The 20,536-nt window shown below is 58.2% G+C and carries 16 protein-coding genes and 1 pseudogene; 6 read left to right on the top strand and 11 right to left on the bottom strand.

Annotated elements, in window-relative coordinates; genetic code table 11:
* Positions 1-70: 70 nt before the first annotated feature.
* The 3 genes from AC1AWD_RS01425 to AC1AWD_RS01415 form a co-directional block, all read right to left on the bottom strand.
* Entirely contained in the window at positions 71-622 is a 552-nt protein-coding gene (locus AC1AWD_RS01425; RefSeq protein WP_476509559.1) for an NADPH-dependent FMN reductase, read from the bottom strand.
* Between the two features lie 256 nt (positions 623-878).
* Complete coding sequence (locus AC1AWD_RS01420) at positions 879-1,799, bottom strand: ROK family protein (RefSeq protein WP_476563280.1); 921 nt, start codon at positions 1,797-1,799, stop codon at positions 879-881.
* Positions 1,800-1,857: 58 nt separating this feature from the next.
* Positions 1,858-2,958 carry an ROK family protein gene (locus AC1AWD_RS01415; RefSeq protein WP_476563279.1) on the bottom strand — a complete coding sequence of 367 codons (1,101 nt, stop codon included), beginning with the start codon at positions 2,956-2,958 and terminating at the stop codon, positions 1,858-1,860.
* Positions 2,959-3,215: 257 nt separating this feature from the next.
* Here AC1AWD_RS01415 and AC1AWD_RS01410 point away from each other — a divergent pair, with 257 nt between their 5' ends.
* From AC1AWD_RS01410 to AC1AWD_RS01395, 4 genes are all read left to right on the top strand, one after another.
* Positions 3,216-4,496 carry an O-acetylhomoserine aminocarboxypropyltransferase/cysteine synthase family protein gene (locus AC1AWD_RS01410; RefSeq protein ID WP_476563278.1) on the top strand — a complete coding sequence of 427 codons (1,281 nt, stop codon included), beginning with the start codon at positions 3,216-3,218 and terminating at the stop codon, positions 4,494-4,496.
* A 190-nt stretch (positions 4,497-4,686) separates the two neighbouring features.
* Positions 4,687-6,330 (top strand): ATP-binding protein, encoded by a 1,644-nt coding sequence (locus AC1AWD_RS01405; RefSeq protein ID WP_476563277.1) that lies wholly within the window; start codon positions 4,687-4,689, stop codon positions 6,328-6,330.
* Positions 6,331-6,415: 85 nt separating this feature from the next.
* On the top strand, positions 6,416-6,841 hold the full coding sequence (locus AC1AWD_RS01400; protein ID WP_476563276.1) for a peptide deformylase: 426 nt from the start codon (positions 6,416-6,418) through the stop codon (positions 6,839-6,841).
* Positions 6,842-6,956: 115 nt separating this feature from the next.
* On the top strand, positions 6,957-7,841 hold the full coding sequence (locus AC1AWD_RS01395) for an aminoglycoside 6-adenylyltransferase (protein WP_476563275.1): 885 nt from the start codon (positions 6,957-6,959) through the stop codon (positions 7,839-7,841).
* Between the two features lie 17 nt (positions 7,842-7,858).
* Here the strand turns inward: AC1AWD_RS01395 and AC1AWD_RS01390 are convergent, their stop codons facing one another.
* Positions 7,859-8,554 carry an MgtC/SapB family protein gene (locus AC1AWD_RS01390; RefSeq protein WP_476509566.1) on the bottom strand — a complete coding sequence of 232 codons (696 nt, stop codon included), beginning with the start codon at positions 8,552-8,554 and terminating at the stop codon, positions 7,859-7,861.
* Positions 8,555-8,903: 349 nt separating this feature from the next.
* On the opposite strand from AC1AWD_RS01390, the gene ettA reads away from it, so the two are divergent.
* Together ettA and AC1AWD_RS01380 are read left to right on the top strand one after the other, a co-directional pair.
* Complete coding sequence (ettA, locus tag AC1AWD_RS01385; protein WP_476563274.1) at positions 8,904-10,583, top strand: energy-dependent translational throttle protein EttA; 1,680 nt, start codon at positions 8,904-8,906, stop codon at positions 10,581-10,583.
* Between the two features lie 312 nt (positions 10,584-10,895).
* Positions 10,896-11,798: an acyl-CoA thioesterase gene (locus tag AC1AWD_RS01380; protein WP_476563273.1), complete on the top strand. Its 903-nt coding sequence runs from the start codon at positions 10,896-10,898 to the stop codon at positions 11,796-11,798.
* A gap of 198 nt (positions 11,799-11,996) precedes the next feature.
* Here AC1AWD_RS01380 and AC1AWD_RS01375 read toward each other — a convergent pair whose 3' ends face one another.
* The 7 genes and pseudogenes from AC1AWD_RS01375 to AC1AWD_RS01345 all read right to left on the bottom strand — a co-directional run bounded on the left by AC1AWD_RS01375 (position 11,997) and on the right by AC1AWD_RS01345 (position 20,535).
* Entirely contained in the window at positions 11,997-12,575 is a 579-nt protein-coding gene (locus tag AC1AWD_RS01375; protein WP_476563272.1) for a DUF3180 domain-containing protein, read from the bottom strand.
* Positions 12,572-13,075, bottom strand: a pseudogene (locus AC1AWD_RS01370) (2-amino-4-hydroxy-6-hydroxymethyldihydropteridine diphosphokinase); the annotation flags it as partial. The pseudogene AC1AWD_RS01370 and the gene AC1AWD_RS01375, both read right to left, overlap by 4 nt.
* A gap of 458 nt (positions 13,076-13,533) precedes the next feature.
* Positions 13,534-15,624, bottom strand: coding sequence for an ATP-dependent zinc metalloprotease FtsH (gene ftsH, locus AC1AWD_RS01365; protein WP_476563271.1), 2,091 nt, complete (start codon positions 15,622-15,624; stop codon positions 13,534-13,536).
* The gene (hpt, locus tag AC1AWD_RS01360) at positions 15,621-16,184 is read right to left on the bottom strand and encodes a hypoxanthine phosphoribosyltransferase (protein ID WP_476563270.1); all 564 of its coding nucleotides are present in this window, start codon (positions 16,182-16,184) and stop codon (positions 15,621-15,623) included. Before hpt ends, ftsH begins: the two co-directional genes overlap by 4 nt.
* Positions 16,159-17,307, bottom strand: a complete 1,149-nt coding sequence (gene tilS / locus AC1AWD_RS01355) for a tRNA lysidine(34) synthetase TilS (protein WP_476563269.1) — start codon at positions 17,305-17,307, stop codon at positions 16,159-16,161. Before tilS ends, hpt begins: the two co-directional genes overlap by 26 nt.
* A gap of 61 nt (positions 17,308-17,368) precedes the next feature.
* Complete coding sequence (gene dacB / locus AC1AWD_RS01350; protein WP_476563268.1) at positions 17,369-18,832, bottom strand: D-alanyl-D-alanine carboxypeptidase/D-alanyl-D-alanine endopeptidase; 1,464 nt, start codon at positions 18,830-18,832, stop codon at positions 17,369-17,371.
* 35 nt (positions 18,833-18,867) lie between these two features.
* A complete protein-coding gene (locus AC1AWD_RS01345) occupies positions 18,868-20,535 on the bottom strand; it encodes an ABC transporter permease (protein ID WP_476563267.1) in 1,668 nt (555 codons plus the stop codon).
* Position 20,536 lies beyond the last annotated feature (1 nt).

Below are 20,536 nucleotides of genomic sequence, written 5' to 3'. Positions count from 1 at the left end.
TTCGAGGCGGCGCGAGACAGCGCGGAATAGGGGCAAGGCGATGCCGCTGCCTATGCCTCCGACCATTCGATTATTCGCCGATGAAAGCGAGGAAGGCTTCGGCCTGAGAGGCCAGTGCGGCCTTGTCTTCGTCGGTCGGTTCGAACGCACCGGTCACGAAGGCTTCGCTCGGCAGGACAATGCCTGTCTGCTGTTCCAGCACGTCGGTCCTGATGAAGCCCAGAAGTTCGGCGAGCTTGGCGCGCACGCCCTTGCCGGCGGAGTTGCCTGCGACTGCGGCTACGGCGGTCTTCTTGCCGGCGATGGCGCTGGTCATGTCCTGGAAAGTCGGGTCAAGCGGGCGGGACATCCAGTCGAGCAGGTTCTTCAGGTAGCCAGGATAGCTGAAGTTATATTCCGGGGTGAAGAACCAGATGCCGTCAGCGGCCTGGATTTCCTCGCGTACGCGGCTGACGGCTTCCGGCATCGGGAATTCGGCGCCCTGATCATAGAACGGCAGGTCAGTGTAGTTCAGGAAGCCGACTTCGGCCTTGCCTGCAAGAGCCTTGGCCGCCTCTTCTGCGGCGATGTGGTTGAAGGAACCGTCACGCTTGGAGCCGACGACGAACAGAATGCGGGTCATAGTGATGCCTCTCTTATGGTTTGGCTGATTCGCACATAATCGGAATGCGTTCGTGCGGTATGCCGCTGTACGCATGTTCCGATTTTGACGGCGAATTCGCAACGTCGAAATGTCCCCACCAATATTCCAGATTACGCGCGGATTGTCATTTCGTTCCGCAGATAACGAATCCGGGAATACATCCTTTATACGACGATGCGACCGGCGGCATCATTCGACACCATCGGCCGCATCGTTACACGCTGTGAGAGACCGTTCAGGCGACGGCCACTGCGAGGGCGGCGCCGACGGCACCGACCGGTTCTTCCGGCGGAAGCATCTGCAGGCGGGCCGCGATGTTCAGCGTCTCAAGAAAGTGACTGTCCTTTTCGCGAGCGTGCAGCTCTTCCAAAATAGCGTCCATCAGCGGCTGACCGGTCTTGATCATGCCGCCGCCCATGGCGACGATGGCCGGATCATAGCCCTGAATAACCACCTGAATCGTGTCGACGATGCCGTGGATGAGCATGTGCTTGACCTTCTGGGCTTCTTCGGAGCCGGCAGCGGCCTTTTCGAGAACGTCCGGCATCGGCGGACGACCGTCTTCGGTCGGCCACAGGCGCACGGCGGCGCCACCGGAGGCAACGGTTTCAAGGCAGCCATGCTGGCCGCAGGCGCACTTGAGACCGTTCGGGTCGACCGGCAGGTGGCCGATTTCGCCAAGAGCACCGGAATAGCCATGCTCAAGCTTGCCGTCGCTCACGATACCGGCGGCAAGTCCGGTGCCGAAGTTCAGGAATACCACGCTGCCGTCCTTCGGGGCGTCAACGATTGCGGCCGCGCCAAGAGCCGCGGCGTTGACGTCGTTCTCCACACGCACCGGGACGCCGCCCAGCCTGTCGGAGACTTCATCGGCCAGATCAAGACGCACGATGTCGAGATTTACGATGTCCTTGACGACACCGTTCTTCTCATCGACCTGCCCCGGAATGCCGATGCCGACCGGGATGCGCTCCTCGCTCAGATGACGCACGACGGCGACGATGTCGTCGACGACGTTCTGTGCGCCCGGGCGCGCCGGAACGCGGTACTCGTCGAGCACCTTGCCGTTCAGGTCGGTGAGCACGCCTTCAATCTTCGTGCCGCCGACATCAATGCCGACCAAACGGTCCGTAACCACATTATTCGTGGTTTCCATGGTTGTTCCTTTCCCTTTGTTGTGCTATCTGTTTTCGCAGAAAAATTTGCATGCATCGCTATTGGATATTCAGCTGCGTCTGCAATACTGCGGCACCGACGCCCAACGACACGATTTCCTGACCGAGTTTGGTACGTCGCACCGTAATCGGATTGCCGTCGTCCGTACGCACCCAGCCGTTCAACGTTTTCCCTAATTCTTCAAGGAAAACATCGTCGACGATATCGTCAGGCCCCATGACGGCGATTTCCCGAAGGTTCGCCATCGAAACCGGCATCGACAGCGACTTGCCGAGAGTATCGGCCGCATCTCGCAAAATCTGCTGGCGTGATTGCGGATCTTCTGAAATCCTGTTTCGCAATGCCGCCGCCGAAACCAAAGTTTCCAAGCATCCGTGCCGCCCGCAGCTGCACAATGGTCCGGCCGGATCGATAACGACATGGCCGATTTCCCCGGCTGCGAACCCGTCGCCGCGCACCAATCGATTTTCAATGATCATGCCCGCGCCCACACCGCGCGAAATGCAAATCACCAGCAGATTGCGCACACCGTGCTGCATATAGCGTTCGCCCAACGCCGCAGCGTCGGCGTCATTCAACACGACGACAGGCAGATTGAAGCGCTGTTCCAGCACACTTTGCAGATGTACGGACGACCAATGCAGGTTCGATGCATCAAGCACCGTGCCGGCATCGTCGACGGTGCCGGGAACCGCGATGCCGATGCCCAAAATCGACGCCGTCGCAACATCAATCAACTTCTCGCACAATGCGATGATGTCGTCGACTTGCGGCAAATTCCCATTCGCTGGCTGCATATTGCGCGATTGAATGACGCTGCCATTCAAATCGCTGATATATCCGCGCAACAAAGGAATATCGGCAATATCAATGGCTATGATGTGGCGTGCGGCAGGATTGAAGCCGACCAATAATGCCGGTTTTCCAGGACGATTCGACGCGCGATAGCCACCTTCGATGATCAAGCCATCGTCGATAAGGCCGGCGACGACGTCTGAGATTGACGCTTTGCTGATGCCCGTTATTTTGGCGAGTTCGGCGCGGGAACGCCATACGTCGGGATACAGCGACCGTAATATGACAGCGCGATTGCGTGAACGAATATCAGCAGGCGTCGATCCGGTTTGATTGGCGTCCATCACCATCATGTCCTTTCTGCGCCATCGCAATATACAGCTCAATATGTGGTCTCAGTAATTATTTTGTTTACTTTACTTACTAAGATTATATACAAACATATATAATGTACCCAAGAAAGAAATAATTTGCAAATCTAAGACACGACGAAAAACACGTGCTCCCATTGCGCGAATATCAGGCATTCCTCACCCGTTCGCAGTGCTACAGTGGCCGTGTTCACGACATCGCAATCATCTCCACCGATAAAGGAGCTTTAATGAGCGAACATATCGACACCACGTGCGTGCAGGGCGGCTACCAGCCAGGCAACGGCGAATCCCGCACTCCCCCGATCATTCAGGCGACGACATTCAAGTACACGTCCAGCGAACAGATGAGCCGTCTGTTCGACCTGTCCGCAAGCGGCTATTTCTACACCCGTCTGCAGAATCCGACCAGCGACACCATCGCCGCGAAGATCTGCGAGCTTGAAGGCGGCGTTGCGGCCATGCTCACCTCCTCCGGCCAGGCTGCCAATTTCTTCGCCCTGTTCAACATCTGCAACAATGGCGACCACATCGTGGCGTCCTCCGCAATCTATGGCGGCACCTTCAACCTCATCAACGTGACGATGAAGAAGATGGGCATCGACTGCACCTTCGTCAGCCCCGACTGCTCTGAGGAAGAGCTTGAAGCGGCATTCCGACCGAACACGAAGGCAGTGTTCGGCGAATCCATCGCCAACCCGGCGCTGATCGTGCTCGACTTCGAAAAGTTCGCCGACGCCGCGCACCGCCACGGTGTGCCGTTCATCGTCGACAACACCTTCCCGACCCCTATCAACTGCCGCCCGTTCGAATTCGGCGTCGACATCGTCACCCATGCCACCACCAAGTACATGGACGGCCACGGCTCCTGCGTCGGCGGTGCGATCGTCGACTCCGGCAACTTCGACTGGATGGCCCACGCCGACAAGTTCCCGGGAATGACCACGCCGGACGACTCCTATCATGGCGTCACCTACGCGAAGGACTTCGGCAAGGCCGCCTACATCACCAAAGCCACCGCACAGCTCATGCGCGACTTCGGCTCCACCCCGGCACCAATCAACTCCTGGATCATGGGCATGCATCTGGAATCCCTCGCCGTGCGCATGCAGCGCCACTGCGAGAATGCGCAGAAGGTCGCCGAATATCTCGCCGCAGACCCTCGCATCAACTGGGTGAACTTCCCGGGCCTGCCAGGCGACAAGTACCATGCGTTGGCCGAAAAGTACATGCCGAACGGCACCTGCGGCGTCATCTCCTTCGGCGTGCCCGGCGGCCGTGAGAAAGTTTCGTCCTTCCTTGACCATCTGAAGATGATCTCCATTGCCACGCATGTGGCCGATGCCCGCAGCTGCACGCTGTACCCGGCCGGCACCACGCACCGTCAGCTCACCGAAGAACAGCTCGAGGAGGCCGGCGTCGGCATCGACCTGGTTCGCCTGAGCTGCGGCATCGAAAATGCCGACGATATCATTGCCGATCTGGATCAGGCACTCGCCGCGATTCAGTAAGCCAGTCAATTGCTGAGGCCAATCCCTCAATGAGACAAATCTGTAGGGGGCCCTCTGGTCTTGGCTCGCTAGCAACGACTCAGCGAGCCAAGACCAGAGGGCCCCCTACAGATTTGTCTCGTTACGCTCAAAAACCACCGAAACACCGCCTCAAGCATGTAGGCTGAAGGCAACGGATTGAGGTGACGCGATGGACAACGACGACTATACGGCCAAGATGACCGATCTCATCGAACTGATGCGAATCATCGGCAACGACACCCAACAGTGCGAGGTCAAGGAATGCAGACGCCGCATTAGCACCACCATCACCGAGACGTTATCCGCCTTCTCCAACGGCAACGGCGGCTATATCGTTCTTGGACTCAGCGAAAAAGCCGGATTCACACCGGTCGAGGGATTCAACGCCCGAGCCATGCAGGAGGCGCTCAGCCAGGCCTGCGAAAAACTCACGCCCGTGGTGCGCCCGGTCATCGTAACCTGCCCTTTCGAAGGCTCCAACCTGGTGTTCGCCGTCATCGACGAAATGCAGCCGCGGGAAAAACCCTGCTTCATCACTACAGCGGGCCCCTATAACGGTTCCTACATACGTACAGGAGACGGCGACCGGCACATGACCTCCTATGAGGTGGACCGGCTGATGGAGGAACATGGCCAACCGGCCTATGACGTTCGGCCGGTCGGCGAAGCGACCTTCGACGATCTCAATCCGATGCTGCTGCATGCCCTGCTGACGCATGAACGGCAGCTTCATCCCCATGTCTTCGCAGACCGCAGCGACATCGACATGATGTTCGACCTGCGCATTCTCACCACGTCAGAATCATCTTCCGACGGCGCGGCGTCCGAATCCGAGCATGACGGGAGGCCCGCAGGAGCGACGTCCGAAAGCGTCGTCCCCGACGACGCGCATCCCACGCTCGCCGCGTTGCTCGCAGTGGGACGCTATCCGCAGAAGTTCTTTCCCCGTCTCAACGTCACGGTCGCCATGTTCCCCGGCACGGCCCACGAGGACGTATTCGACGGCGCCAGCAGTCTCATCACCGCGGAAACCTTCACCGGACCGATTCCGACCATGATCGACGATGCAGTCGACGCGTTGATGCGATGGACCACGCCGGACGACGGGCAAACCGCCTTCCCTGAGGATTCCCCGATGCAAGCCGCGCATGACGGCGCGCCGACAAGCGGCGCCAGTCGACGGAGCGATGCGCCGCTCCCCGCCTATCCGGCCGACGTATTGCGCGAAGCGATCAGCAACGCACTCACCCACCGCGACTACTCCCCCGACGCGCTCGGCACGCCCGTGCACATCAACATCTATACCGACCGACTGGAAATCGGCAATCCGGGCGGCCTGTTCGGCAAAGTCACCAAACGCACTCTATCCAAGCCTGCGACGCCCTCCACCCGTAACCCGTTCCTTTTTGCGTTGCTGCAGTCCACGCCATATCCCGACGGCGGCACCGTCATCACCAGCGGCGGCGCAGGCTACCTCAACATCGAAGCGACGTTGAGGCGCGAAGGCCGAGAACCCGCACGCATCGAAAACACCATCGAAACCTTCCGTATAATCATTCCCAAACACGGCGGCAGCATCTCCACCGACACAGACGGCGCAGCCTCACGCATCCTCGCTTTGCTCAGGCGTCAGCCCACACTGGGCACGCGCGATATCATGCTCACGTTGGGACTGCCGCCCGCCACCGTCGCAGCGGCGTTACGGCAGCTCGCCAACCGCAGGCTGATCGACATGGACGCGCCGGCACCGATTCGGCAGCGATACGTCCGACTGACGCCCCATGATAGGCCGGAATACGACAGCTGCCTATAGGCGGTATGAGCGGAATGCCGACGCATCATAATGTTCGGTGACACAGCGCGATTCCCTAGGCAGTGCAATCAGTAAAGGAGATGCCATGCAGCAGCCCATCATGACTTCGATTCCGTTTCTCTCCCAGCTTTCCACGCCGGCAACGGACTGCGCCGAGGACCGCGCGGTCGCCGTCGATCTGGTCGACACCCTGGAGGCAAATCGCGCAGGCTGCGTCGGCATGGCCGCGAATATGATCGGCGTTTCCAAGCGCATCATCGCCTTTGTGGACGAGGATTTCGGCGGCCGCATCACCGTCATGTACAATCCGATCATCACCGCAAAGGACGGCGCATACGATACCGCTGAAGGTTGCCTCTCCCTCAAAGGCGAGCGCCGTACGCTGCGTTATCAACGCGTTGAAGTGACTTATTTCGACCACCGTTTCCGAGAGCGCCACGCCGCATTCACCGGTTTCACCGCGCAGATCATCCAGCATGAAATCGATCATTGCGACGGCATCATCATCTGATCGCGGCGTCGCCGCGTCCGGCAGCGTTCCGCCGTATTCCGCCGCACCCCGCAGCATCCCTCAACAGCGCCGATACGTCGCGGCGCACGTCCGCGCATAAGAACAGGAGGCATCCGTGCGTTCCGAATCGCAGATATACGACCTGATCGTTTCCGTGGCGCAAGCCGATCCGCGTATTCGCGCCGCCTATGTGGAAGGTTCGCGCGCCAATCCGAAGGAGCCGCGCGACATGTTCCAGGATTACGACATCGGTTTCGTCGTCACCGACACCGCACCGTTCGTCGAGGACCGTTCCTGGATCGACCGTTTCGGCGAGCGCCTGATCATGCAGTATCCGGATGAATTCGGTGACGAGCCTTGCGACCACTCGAATTGGTATTGCTGGCTGATGCTGTTCACGGATGGCGTGCGTATCGACCTGCATGTGATGCCGACAAGCGCGTTGTCCGAACGATTGGAGCTGTACCGCACGCTGGTCGACAAGGACGGCATCATGCCGGATGGCGGGATGACGTCCGACGAACGCTATTGGGTGCAGCGTCCTTCGCGGAAGGCGTTTGCGGATACATGCAACGAATTCTGCTGGTGTCTGAACAATGTGGCGAAGGGTTTGCGGCGCGGACAGTTGCCGTTTGTGATGGACCATTTGGATGATGTGGTGCGGCCGATGCTGTTTCGTCTGCTGACGTGGCGCGCCGGCATCGACCATGATTTCGCGGTGAGCGTCGGCAAGGCCGGCAAATATCTGCGCCTGTATGTTTCGGATGACTATTACCGCCGATATCTGGCGACGTATACGAGGGCGGATGTCGATGCCGTTTGGAATGCGATTGATCCGATGATTGATCTGTTCGATGATGTCGCACGTTCAGTGGCTGCGGATCTGGATTTCGCCTATGACGTGTCGCAGACCGAAGCGATTCGCGGGTTCATGGCGAGGGTGCGGGCGTTGCCGCCCACCGCCACGGATTTCACGCCCCTTACGAGGACGTCACGGTAGGCGCCGGCGACTTCCCGTCATTCGTCGCGATCGAGAAGATTGACGTCGAGCATACCGTCGATTTCGGCGGCATGTGCGATGAGACAGGACGGATCGTCGTGGCCGCTGAGGCGGATTTCCATGGTCGCACCAGCACGGCCTTCATGTTCGATATCATGTGCGGCGACGATATGCAGTTCGAAACCATACCGCGACGCCATCAGCATGGTCTGCCGCAATACGCCCTTGCCATCTTCATAGGTCAGTCGCACGATATGGTCACGATTGCGCTTCAACAGCATGAACGCCAGCGGAGCGATTGCCAGCACGACGAGAAAATAGCCGATCACGACCAATGCGGCCAGCCCCACCATGCCCAGGCCACAGGCAAGTCCAATTGCGGCGACCACCCAGATCGCGGAGGCGGTGGTAAGGCCTCGCACGGTGTCCTTGTTGAAGAAAATCACACCGGCACCAAGAAACCCGATACCCGTCACCACTTGAGACGCGATACGAGAAGTGTCCCACGACGCGCCATCCGCAAGGAACATCGCACCGTGCACGGAAACCATCGCGAACAGGCAGCTGCCCAAACCGACCAGCATATGCGTGCGGATACCCGCCTCCTTGCGTCTTGCTTCACGTTCGAAACCGATCAAACCGCACAGCAGCAATGCGGCAAGCACCGACAATACCTCCGACGGGCTCAGTCCGATCGCATCCCACACCGTCATGGCATGCCTCCAATCAAAGTCGCCGACCGACGCCCGCCAGCATTGCCGGCATCACCGCACAACGCATCACAGCGATATGGCATTCGGTACAGCAGCACAGCACCTGTCAATAATCCTGTCATACTTCGCACACAAATTCGGAACCACGGCACCATTCTTCCGATTTTTTTTGGGGGGCTTGCAGAGGCACCGGTCTTCGGAATAGCCGTACGAATTACGACATGTCCGCCGCGATGATGGCAGCGGTTCATCCACGCAGGGCGGCACGCTGTAGGCAGCTTAAGGAATAATGGGGGTGTTGTATCGAAATCAATAGGATTACCACGTCTTTTTCGAAGGATGGGCAGCTTTGGCTGAGTTTATTTTTCAGATGATTAAGGCCCGCAAGGCCTATGGCGATCGCGTGATTTTGGATGACGTGACGCTGAACTTCCTTCCCGGTGCCAAGATCGGCGTCGTCGGCCCGAATGGCATGGGTAAGTCCACCCTGCTGAAGATTATGGCCGGTCTCGACACCGTGTCCAACGGCGAAGCCTATCTGACCCCGGGCTTCACCGTCGGCATCCTGCAGCAGGAACCGCCGCTGGACGACGCCAAGACCGTCGGAGAAAACATCAAGATGGCATTCGGCGAAATCGCCGAAAAGGTGGCCCGTTTCAACCAAATCGGTGAGGAAATGGCCAATCCGGACGCCGATTTTGATGCCCTGATGGAAGAAATGGGCAAGCTGCAGACCGATATCGACGCCGCCAACGGCTGGGATCTCGACTCTCAGCTTGAACAGGCCATGGATGCTCTGCAGTGCCCGGATCCGGATACTCCGGTCAGCGTGTGCTCCGGTGGCGAACGCCGTCGTGTCGCATTGTGCAAGTTGCTGTTGGAGGCCCCGGACTTGCTGCTGCTCGACGAACCGACCAACCATTTGGACGCCGAGTCCATTCTGTGGCTGGAACAGTTCCTGCATCAGTATCAAGGTGCCGTCGTGGCCGTCACCCACGATCGTTACTTCATGGACAACGTCGCCGAATGGATCTGCGAAGTCGACCGCGGCCAGCTCTACCCGTACAAGGGCAACTACACCACGTACTTGGAGACCAAGGCCAAGCGTATGGAGATTCAAGGCGCCAAGGACGCCAAGCTCGCCAAGCGCCTGAAGAACGAGCTCGAATGGGTGCGTTCCTCCCCGAAGGCCCGCCAGGCCAAGAACAAGGCCCGTCTGGAGCGTTACGACCAGATGGAGCAGGAGGCACGCAACAACAAGAAGCTTGACTTCTCCGAAATTCAGATTCCGGTCGGCCCGCGCCTGGGCTCCACCGTTCTGGAAGCCGAGCATATTCATAAGGCGTTCGGCGACCGCGTGCTTATCGACGACCTGAGCTTCACCCTGCCGCGTAACGGCGTGGTCGGTGTGATCGGTCCGAACGGTGTGGGTAAGTCCACGCTGTTCAAGACCATCGTCGGTCTGGAGCCGCTGTCGGGCGGCTCCCTGAAGATCGGCGAAACCGTCAAGATCAGCTATGTCGATCAGGGCCGTCAGGGCCTTGACCCGAACAAGAACCTGTGGGAAGCCGTCTCCGATGGCCTCGACTTCATAGAAGTCGGCGGCGTCGAGGTGCCGACCCGCGCCTATGTGGCCAGCTTTGGTTTCAAGGGTTCCGACCAGCAGAAACTCACCGGCATGCTGTCCGGTGGTGAGCGCAACCGTCTGAATCTTGCCCTGACCCTGAAGCAGGGCGGCAACCTGCTGCTGCTTGACGAACCGACCAACGATTTGGATGTTGAAACGCTCGAATCGTTGGAAAACGCGCTTATCGAATTCCCGGGCTGCGCCGTGGTCGTCTCCCACGATCGTTGGTTCCTCGACCGCATCGCCACGCATATCCTCGCGTGGGAAGGCGATGACGAAAATCCGGCCAAGTGGTACTGGTTCGAAGGCAACTTCCAGGCCTATCAGGAGAACAAGGTCGCCCGCTTGGGTGAGGATGCGGCTCGCCCGCACCGTCTGCACCGCAAGCTGACCCGCGTGTGATGCGTTGATGCACGCAGGCATGTGAGGTGTTCGGTCGCTGTAAGCACATGGAAGAACACCGAACGCAGACCAATATGGCAAGGACCGCCGGACACATCTTCCGGCGGTCCTTGCCATAAGCACCATATGCACAGACGTCATAAACCCGTCGTGCACCCGTCGTAAGACCGGCATAAACCGAAACACTCTGTGTCGCAGACGGCGCGCCACAATCAGCGCCACAGACGACGCGCCACCAGTGAACGACGAAAAGACGAAACCACGAAACAGCGAAACAGCCGCAAAAAGACAAACAGTGAAAAGAGGCACAAGATGAATGACGAACAGGAAACTCCGCTTGAACATCTGACGAAGGTTCTGGTGTTGAACAAGCCGACCGTCAGCCGCGATCACACATATATCAAGGGAGAAAGCATCTATTTCCCCACCGGTCGCGTATATGGCGGTCAGGTGATCGCACAATCGCTGGTCGCCGCCTCCCGCACCGTCCCGAAAAATCGTCTGCCGCATTCGATTCACGGCTATTTCATCTCCCCTGGCGATATTCGTCAGGATCTGCTGTTTGACGTGGAGACGTTGCGCGACGGCCGCTCGTTTTCCGCTCGCCGGGTGAATGTGACGCAGTCGAACGGTGCGATTCTGACCGCCATCGCCTCGTTTCAGGAGCATGGTCAGACGGGTGTGGAATTCGCCGATCAGATGCCGTCCGATGTGCCGGATCCGGAATCGTTGACCAGCGCAAAAGAGCTGATGACGCCGTATGCCGAGCATTCGCCGTTCGCGAAGTTCTACGCGCAGAAGTCGCCGTTTGACATTCGCCATGTGACGCGCACGATTATGTTGAGCGCCGACAAGAAAAGCGCCGCCGAGGATTCGGGCCGTCAGCTGGTGTGGATGAAGGCCGACGGCCATGTGGATATGCCGCAGGTGATGCATCGTGCGATGTTGGCGATGGGCTGCGATCAGATCATGATGGAGCCCGTGCTACGTCGTGCTGGCCTGAGCATTTCAACGCCCGGCATTTCGTATGCGTCCATCGACCATTCGATGTGGTGGTATCGCGATGTCGATATCAATCAGTGGCATCTGTATGTGCAGGACACGCCGACCGCCGCTCATGGCCGCGGACTAGGCGTGGCCAAAGTGTTTTCGCAGGACGGCGAACTGGTTGCGGTGATGGGCCAGGAGGCCATGATTCGCGTGCCGCAGGTGTGACGCCGCCGCTTTATGATGCGCTGCATTTTGCATGGTGATTTGTCAGGAACGTCGCCAATTTGACGCAGTACATAGCAAATAAAAGAGCCTGCCAGCATCGTGATGCCAATGCTGACAGGCTTTAATTATTATTCAACGATCATTGCATTGCGATGCTTGATTCGCGACCATCGATATGTGATATGGACGAGACCGCAATCAATGACTCGTTTTCTGCGATGGTTCCGACACCGTTTTCGACATTGTTTTCGTCGCTGCGGCCTGACGGCCGTACTGCCGTTGCGTTTTCGCTTTCATTTTCGCGCTTTCCGGCCCGTCCAGCGGCGGCAGCTGACACAACCACTCCCCCACGATGCCGACAATCATGTCGGCGAGGCATACGATAACGGCAACGGCGCATTCGATAACGGCCTGACGATAGAACTCCGCTTCAATATGATTCACGCTCATAAGAATTTGCCCGCCATACCATCCAGCCAGCACGGCTCCAGCAAGACCAAGCGCCTTACACAGCACCAGTGTGGTCACTGCTTTTTGCGGATCGAAGGGCTTCAACATGGCACGCTTTTTCGGATCGGTGTTTGTATATTTATGCACCTGCAGCGCCATGAGCAGTACGCCGACGCCCATGACAGCCAGTATGAAAATGACCAACCATGATACGCCGATCAGCGCCAGACCTGTTCGTTCGCCGTACACCGCAATGCCGGCGCCGCACACGAGGCCGACCACCAGTCCGATCACATAATGCCACCATGGCGTCCGGCGTGCTTTCATAGTGTTTCTCCAATAATCCAGTTATCCGACAGAATTCCCACCCGACCGGCGTCCGGTGCCATGGCAAGCAGGAAGGAGACGGGATCGCCGCCCAGTCTCGCTTCGGGGTCCATGTCCATCCAGGGGGCGAGTACACCGGCATGTTCACGCGCGGACGGCCATGGAATACGGCAATCCTCATCATTGCTGGTGACGCCTTCGAAATCGACGACGTCCAAGTCGATAGCGTCCTCATGCACATGTTCGATGCTTTGCAGCATGGCAATCAGTTCGCGGGGCTGCATGGCAGTGACGATTTGCATGACAGCGGACATGGCGTCAGGCCCGTCGAAACGGCTGACATGATACAGCGGCGAAATCCCTTCGACCTGATTGCCTGCGACGGCGTCCACAGTGGCGATGGCGGTACGGAACAAGCGTTCCGCGTCGGGCAGCGTGCTGTCCATGGAAATGATGGCGCGATGCGGCGTCATATTGGCTTCGCTGGAAGATTGCGATTGAGGCAACTCCGGCTGGCCACCGTTCGGTGATGCCGCGAATGCCGATGATGCGCTTGCAGAACAAGATTCCGACGATGATGCGGATGATGCAGCCATTGCGTCATCCGCATTGGCGACCTTGATATTGACATGTGGCACCAGTGTCGAAAAGTCGGGGTCATCGCAATGCACGATGACATCCACGTGCAGTTTGTCCAGCAATGACCGTAATGCTTCCGTCGACATGCCAGCGTCGATGTTCAATGTCACATCCGCGCTGAGCACATCATCGCCGCTGATCGGCGTCGAAGAGGATTCGTTCGTATTCATAACTGTTCTTCCCGCTACCTTTCACCCATCACATCCGCAATTCGCTCTTGATGGGTTGAGGGGCGTGCCGACGATTTCGCGACATGCCCCTCAACTCAGTTGACGCCTATATTGCTGTTATTCACTGCTGCCGGCGTCGACGCACGCCGTCACTCGCCCGGTTTCATTCCTGCCGAACGTTTAAGCGATTCGGGAATCTCGACCGGCGGCTTGTCGGAATCAGGTCGATTCTCGTTGCTCAGCCACAACTCACGTTCCGGAGCCTTCTTGATATTCGCGAAGATCGCGGCAAGCTCCTTCTCATTCAACGTTTCCTTGACGAGCAGCTGGCGAACGAGTTCATCGAGCACGTCACGGTTTTCGTTGATGACGTTCCATGCTTCCGTATGCGCATTTTCAACGAGCTTCAACACCTCATCGTCGATGATCTGCGCGGTGCGTTCGGAATATCGGCGAGCCAACATGCCTTCAACACCGGTTCCACGTTCGTCATCATCCGACCACTTGATGGCGCCAAGCTGCGAGGAGAAACCGTATTCGACAACCATCTGACGGGCGATCGCCGTGGCTTTTTCGATATCGTTGGACGCGCCGGTGGTCGGATCGTGGAATACGACCTCTTCGGCGGTACGGCCGCCCATAGCGTAGGCCATCTGATCGAGCAGCTGGTTGCGGGACATGGAATAACGGTCTTCGGTCGGCATGACCGCGGTGTAGCCGAGCGCGCGGCCTCGCGGCAGAATCGTCACCTTGGTCACCGGATCGGTGTGGTGCATGGCTGCGGCGACCAGAGCGTGACCGCCTTCATGGTATGCGGTGTTGCGCAGCTCTTCGAGTGCCATGCCCTTGGAGCGACGCTTCGGGCCGGACTGCACACGGTCGATGGCTTCATCGATGGCACGATTGTCGATCAGCTGGGCTCCGGCACGGGCGCACAACAGGGCGGCTTCGTTCAGCACATTCGCCAGGTCGGCGCCGGTGAAGCCCGGTGTACGCACGGCGATGGTACGCAGGTCGACGTCCGGAACGAACGGCTTGCCCTTGGCATGCACCTTCAGGATTGCTTCACGGCCTTCCAAATCCGGCGCTTCAACGGCAACCTGACGGTCGAAACGACCGGGACGAAGCAGTGCCGGATCAAGCACGTCGGGACGGTTGGTGGCTGCAATGATGATCAGGTTTGTATCGTTGTTGAAGCCATCCATTTCGACCAGCAGCTGATTCAAGGTCTGCTCGCGTTCATCATGACCGCCGTTCATACCGGAGCCACGCTTACGGCCGACGGCGTCGATTTCGTCGATGAAGATGATTGCCGGGGAGTTCTTCTTCGCTTCCTCGAACAGATCACGCACACGGGATGCACCCAGACCGACGAACATTTCAACGAAGTCGGAGCCTGCCATCGAATAGAACGGCACGCCCGCCTCGCCTGCGATCGCACGGGCGAGCAGCGTCTTACCGGTACCCGGAGGACCATACAGAAGCACGCCGCGCGGGATGCGCGCGCCCAAGGCCTTGTATCGGGACGGGTCCTTGAGGAAGTCCTTGATCTCTTCGACTTCCTGTACGGCGGCTTCCTCTCCTGCCACGTCGGAGAACTTCGTGGTCGGGGTCTGGCCGTCAAGCAGCTTGCCGTTGTTCTTCTTGCCGCCAATGCCGAACATGCCACCGGCACCCCCGCTCATGCGGCTCATCAGGAACCACAGCAGACCGAACATGATGAAGAATGGCAGCAGCGAGGTGATCAGATACGACACCATGCTGGTCTGCTGCATGGTGGCGGTCCAGCCGTTGGTCGGATTCGCCTGTTCCACCGCCTGCACCACCTGGGCGCTTTGCGCATAGGTGTAGTAGAACTGAACGTTCTTGCCGTAATTCTTGACACGACCTGTGTCGGGATCCTGCTTGGAGTAATCGGATGTCAGCTCAAGCTTGACCTGTTGCGTGTTGTCGACGATCTGAGCGTATTTGACGTTACCGCTGTCAAGAATCTGCAGACCGTCCTTGGTGTCGATGGTCTGCGTACCGGAGCCGACGAACAGCTGGAACAGCATAATGGCCATGGCGGCGATGACAACGCCCCACAGCCACGGGGACTGCCAGAACGGACGGGGGCCCTTGTTGCCGTTGCCGCGATTATTGCCGTTATCGTCGTTGCCTCGATTAAACGGGTTGTTGAACGGATTGCCGTTGTTGCCGCCATTGCCTTGCGGCATTTGCGGTCCTTGCGAGAAACTCATTCATGCCCTCCTTCATATACTGCGGGCTTCAGCACCGCAATCGAATCAAGATTGCGGTAACGCTCGTCGTAGTCCAAGCCAAAGCCGACGACGAATTCATCGGGAATTTCGTATCCCCTATATTTCACATCCACATGCACCTTGCGACGTGCAGGCTTCTCCAAAAGCGCAAAGACCTCGACCGATGCAGCTCCGCGGCGCTTCAATTCCTCAATCAACCAGGCAAGCGTGATTCCGGAGTCGACGATATCCTCGACAATGAGAACGTGACGCCCCTGAACATCCGTGGACAAATCCTGACGAACGGTAACCGTTCCGCTGGATTGTGTGCCGGAGCCGTAGCTGGACAGGCTCATGAAATCCATTTGAACGGGGATACTCAACGCTTGCGCGAACGCAGTCATTGTATTCACCGCCCCCTTCAACACGCATACCAGCAGCGGATCCTTATCGCGATAATCCTCACTGACCTGTGCAGCAGCCTCTTCGATCTTGCTGGCAATCTGTTCTTTGGTGATCAGCTCATGATCAATATCATTCTGTATATCCGCGATTTTCATGCGTCCTATCTTGGCATACACGAATGACGTGTTTCTGACGAATCGCTGAATATCCTCTGGAAAGATTCACACCACGTTGGCCATGCCAATCCGTAATCAGCGCGTCAATCGCCTCGACCTGTCGCGACGAGCATGGAACATCGGCCCCTGCTAATGCATGGGCAATAGCACGCAATCTCACCGACGCCGGCTGCCGAGCAAGCGTGGAGGCCCGTAATACCAGCACTGTTCTCATATGTTCAGCATTTCGTGCCGATGCCTCTGCGACGCCGTCAAGGGGAAGCATCGCCTCACGCAATGCACTGCCGGCAAGATCGTCAAGGAGCTGCTTATCCATTTGCGCAATCCGCGCGCCTTGCGCCAGACGTGCGACGATATCGCCTCCGGCAAAATCACATATATATGGAATCAGCTGCTGGCGTATGCGCGATCGCAGAGGAAACGACATATCCAATCCGTCTTGCCCGTCCTGCGAAACAGCATCGCCATTGGTCGGATCATCCCACCAATCCAATCCAAGATCTTCGCAGATTCCTGTGGTGTCGCCGCGTGTCAGCGACAACCAAGGGCGTATAAAACGCACGCCTCCACGCTCAAATGATGCCGGCATACCGGCGACCGCATCCAATCCACCGCTTCTGAGCAGCCCGATCAGCACGGTTTCCGCCTGATCGTTCTGCGTGTGTGCAAGCAGAACGACCGGAGCATTCCACGCATGCGCCTGCTGTTCAATGGCGGTATAGCGAGCCTCTCGCGCAGCCGCCTCCAAACCTTGGCCGGATTCGCGTACATCAATCGGCAACACGGTCACCGGCCGCAATCCCAGCATGTCGCAGCGTTGCGCGGCCGTCGCCGCAACGTCGCTCGACCCGTCCTGCAAACGGTGGTCCACAATAATCGCGCCGCAGCGCAATCCCAATGACGCGCAGACTTTCGCGCTTACCGCGGCAAGTGCAATCGAATCGCGCCCGCCAGAGCAGGCGACGACGATTAGCGGCGCATCCGGATCAACCGTATGTTCGCCATGCTGGGAGAAACGCTTATCCTGAAGGTCGAATCCCTCTGCCTCAAGTCCTACGCGTAATGCGCCCACAGCTTTGCGCATTCGTGCCGTATACACCATATGCGTCCCTTTTCTGATTCACGCTTGCGGTGATCACATTGTTACATGTGATGATATGCCGCTATAGATTCGGCAATTCCGATACAAATTCGTCGATGGCGGTACGTGCGCCGTAATAGTCATCCGGATTATTGACGATAACAGCGAAGGATAATACGCCGCCCTTGATGCGCGTCACATTGCCGCACATGGATGTGACGTTACCAAGGCTACCTGTTTTGGCGCGGATAAGGCCTGCGATGTCGGCATCGGAAATTCGCGATGCGGCAGTGCCGACCAGATTGGAGACTGATAGTCCTTCGGCAGCAGCCGCGCCCAATCCTGCGTTGAGATTGTATGTTTGCACATCGGTGAGTGTACGCACGGTGACGCTCGACCCCAGGGTAAGGCCGGAACAGTCGCCCATGACCAATCCTTTAGTATCGATGCCAAGGGTGTTCAATACGCTTCTTACAGCCTGTGTCGCACCTTTCGGCGAATTTTCGTCGCCGATGGCCAATGCGGTAAGCCTGCCGAATTCCTCGGCGATGGTGTTGTCTGATTGACGAAGCGCGAAGGCGAGGATTTCATTGAGTTGCGCCGAGCTGACGGATGCAATCGGACTGACATCTTCAGGCACGGTGGCGGTGGTGATGTCACCGTCAATGGTGATGCCGTTTTCCTGCAAACGTTCGGCGAAAATGTCAGCCGCTTCGGTGGCCGGCTTGGTGGTAAGCGGCGGATAACTGCTGAACGAATCAGGGTTGGAAGGCTCGTACCCGCCCCAGTCTCGTCCGCCATCAACGGCCATCGACGCTACCGGCATGTAATACACGTGATCAGGATCGCGTTCTTCCATCGCCTCAGGCCAGCGGTCGTCGCCGAACAGACTGTCGTCATACTGCAATTGCACGGTGCTGATGCCGCGCTGCGACAACGCCTTCGCTGTTTGCGCTGCCAGCGTGCCTAATCCGGCACGCCCATTAACATGCGTCGCATCACTGCTGCCGGCACCCAGCAGCATATCGCCATTACCTTTCACAATCAGCGTCGCCGTATCATCATCATGCTGAATCAGATATGTTTGCGTATCCAACGTCGTGCTCATATCCAATGTCGCCGACGCCGCCAGGGCCGTCAGCGTTTTCAATGTGGAGGCCGGCTCATAGGAGACGTCAGCATCATGATCAGCAATCGGATCGCCGTTGGCGTCGGTCAACGATACTGCGATATCGCCAATGCCATCGGTCGCAACGAGATCGTCGACCAATTGCTGCGCCTTCTTGACGTCAACGTCAACACTTCGGTCGATTCTTCCAGCGATATCGCCGGCGTCGACCGAGGAAGCCGCCGCTGGAATTTCGCGACGATACTCCGGCTGCAATGTCAATGCTCCCGGCGCCACATCACACACGTCGGCGACTGTATAGACGGCGGCAAGCGCGACCGTAACCAGAATCGACGCCACTACAGTGATGCGACGGCGTCGACGCATATTGTTCGGCGCTTCACTCAACTCTGCTGGCGATGAATCAGGCGCCGACATAACGTGCTCCTTCGAATGAGTGTGAAAAGCCGCGCTCACTTCTGCAAGGATGCGAACGAGTTCAACGTTTCCATCACCTTGAGCATGCGAGCGTTCAACAGCTTACCGCCGAGCCACGAGCCAAGAGCCAGCATGCCCGCGCCATTGATGAGCGACACGGGGACGATCGTCCATATCGCGCCGAAATTACCGGTCAACGTCAACGCCAACGCGACGATGGCGGTCGGAAGCATCAGCACATACATGCCCAGGATATGTGCGAGCGGAAAGAATCCTTGTGCCACGGCACGCCCTTGCGGGGACGAGAACGGCTTGTCCATGGAGGGAACGGGGTACATGAGCACACAGGACAGAGTCTCCGCTAGCCCCAGCCCGCAGAAGGCGACGCCGATTCCCACGGCGGTCATTGCCGAACCCAGCAGAATGCCGTCCGGCGTGCACCAGTCGCCGGTAATGACAAAGCACAATGCCATAAGCGCCAGCATGTATATCAGAATGATCGCGGCATAGATGCGTATACGACCGAGACGGTCTGCGCGCCCATCCGTCGCGGTGATGACCTGCATGGCGAATCCACGGCCGTCATAGGCCAGCCCGTTGCCTTCCACAAGCACCAGGAACATTGCGCTCCAGATCATCGTCTGCCACACCATCGCAGTGATGCCATGCGATTGCATCGCGAACAGCACGACGAACAACAGCGGCATCGCGAACATCGGAGCCTGCCGGGGGTCGCATTTCATATACGTGAGCAGACGCGCTGAAATCGCGCCGGATACCGAGTCGGGCATCCACGCGAATGCACCGACGCCTTTGACCTTGAGCGTTTCCTCAGAGGCTCCGGAGATCAGACGCTCATGCTTCAGACACCATGTACAGCCCACAAAACACAGCATCCAGGTAACGGCCAATACAATCAAACGGGCCGCAAGAAAGCCCCATGCTCCGACGAATGCGTCAAAAGGCAGCTGGAAAGCCGCAGCAAACGGCGTCCACGCAACGATCACGGCGGCACTGTCCAGCGCATCCAGACTGACGCCGTTTTCGATGCCGCCATTGACCAGCAGATTGGGCAGCTGGCACAGCACGATGAACACGACGAGCACGACCATATAAAACATGCCTTTGCCGCGTTTGGAACGGACCAAAGTGGTGACCAGGGAAATGACCAGCTTGGAAAAACTCATCATCGTCAGCACAATCAGCGGGGCACTGACGACACCGACGAATACGGGCAATGCACCCATCCAGCGGTAGGCCATCGACCACAGGGCAAAGCCGATTACGCCGAAGATCGCCGGCAGACCCGACAGACCGGCCAAAAGCAGACCGAATTGCAGCGTTCGGTCCTTAATGCCATACAGCGAGAATTTGCCTGGACTCATCGTCGACCCCTCGCCGATGTACATCAGCTGTATGAAGGCTACGAACAGTACAAAGCCGGCGCCGACCAGCACGACGCCGATATGCAAAACGGACGCATACGCCGCGGCTGCATGAGACCCGGTCCCCAGGCCCAACGCCGCCCAATCCAGCCGAGGCAATCCGGCGCCCAGTTGCCAGGCTAGCGCAGCGGCACCGACAACGGCGGATAGTCCCAATAGGATGCAGATCGCATAGCCAACGGTCTGGCCGACGGACTTACGCATGGCCGCAATGGTCAAGGACCAGCGCAAACGCATCAGCACCAGTGCTTCATTCATC

The sequence above is a fragment of the Bifidobacterium sp. LH_512 genome, from assembly GCF_056356435.1.
The sequence above is the reverse complement of the archived record's forward strand: the minus strand, read 5'-3'. Positions and strand labels throughout refer to the sequence as shown.

Excerpts from the sequence above, each read along its gene's own strand:
- AC1AWD_RS01400 (WP_476563276.1), top strand. The coding sequence starts at position 6,416 with ATGCAGCAGCCCATCATGACTTCGATTCCGTTTCTCTCCCAGCTTTCC.
- dacB (WP_476563268.1), bottom strand. The coding sequence starts at position 18,832 with ATGTCGGCGCCTGATTCATCGCCAGCAGAGTTGAGTGAAGCGCCGAAC.
- AC1AWD_RS01405 (WP_476563277.1), top strand. The coding sequence starts at position 4,687 with ATGGACAACGACGACTATACGGCCAAGATGACCGATCTCATCGAACTG.
- hpt (WP_476563270.1), bottom strand. The coding sequence starts at position 16,184 with ATGAAAATCGCGGATATACAGAATGATATTGATCATGAGCTGATCACC.
- AC1AWD_RS01425 (WP_476509559.1), bottom strand. The coding sequence starts at position 622 with ATGACCCGCATTCTGTTCGTCGTCGGCTCCAAGCGTGACGGTTCCTTC.
- AC1AWD_RS01410 (WP_476563278.1), top strand. The coding sequence starts at position 3,216 with ATGAGCGAACATATCGACACCACGTGCGTGCAGGGCGGCTACCAGCCA.
- AC1AWD_RS01375 (WP_476563272.1), bottom strand. The coding sequence starts at position 12,575 with ATGAAAGCACGCCGGACGCCATGGTGGCATTATGTGATCGGACTGGTG.
- AC1AWD_RS01415 (WP_476563279.1), bottom strand. The coding sequence starts at position 2,958 with ATGGACGCCAATCAAACCGGATCGACGCCTGCTGATATTCGTTCACGC.
- tilS (WP_476563269.1), bottom strand. The coding sequence starts at position 17,307 with ATGGTGTATACGGCACGAATGCGCAAAGCTGTGGGCGCATTACGCGTA.
- ftsH (WP_476563271.1), bottom strand. The coding sequence starts at position 15,624 with ATGAGTTTCTCGCAAGGACCGCAAATGCCGCAAGGCAATGGCGGCAAC.
- AC1AWD_RS01390 (WP_476509566.1), bottom strand. The coding sequence starts at position 8,554 with ATGACGGTGTGGGATGCGATCGGACTGAGCCCGTCGGAGGTATTGTCG.
- AC1AWD_RS01380 (WP_476563273.1), top strand. The coding sequence starts at position 10,896 with ATGAATGACGAACAGGAAACTCCGCTTGAACATCTGACGAAGGTTCTG.
- AC1AWD_RS01345 (WP_476563267.1), bottom strand. The coding sequence starts at position 20,535 with ATGAATGAAGCACTGGTGCTGATGCGTTTGCGCTGGTCCTTGACCATT.
- AC1AWD_RS01420 (WP_476563280.1), bottom strand. The coding sequence starts at position 1,799 with ATGGAAACCACGAATAATGTGGTTACGGACCGTTTGGTCGGCATTGAT.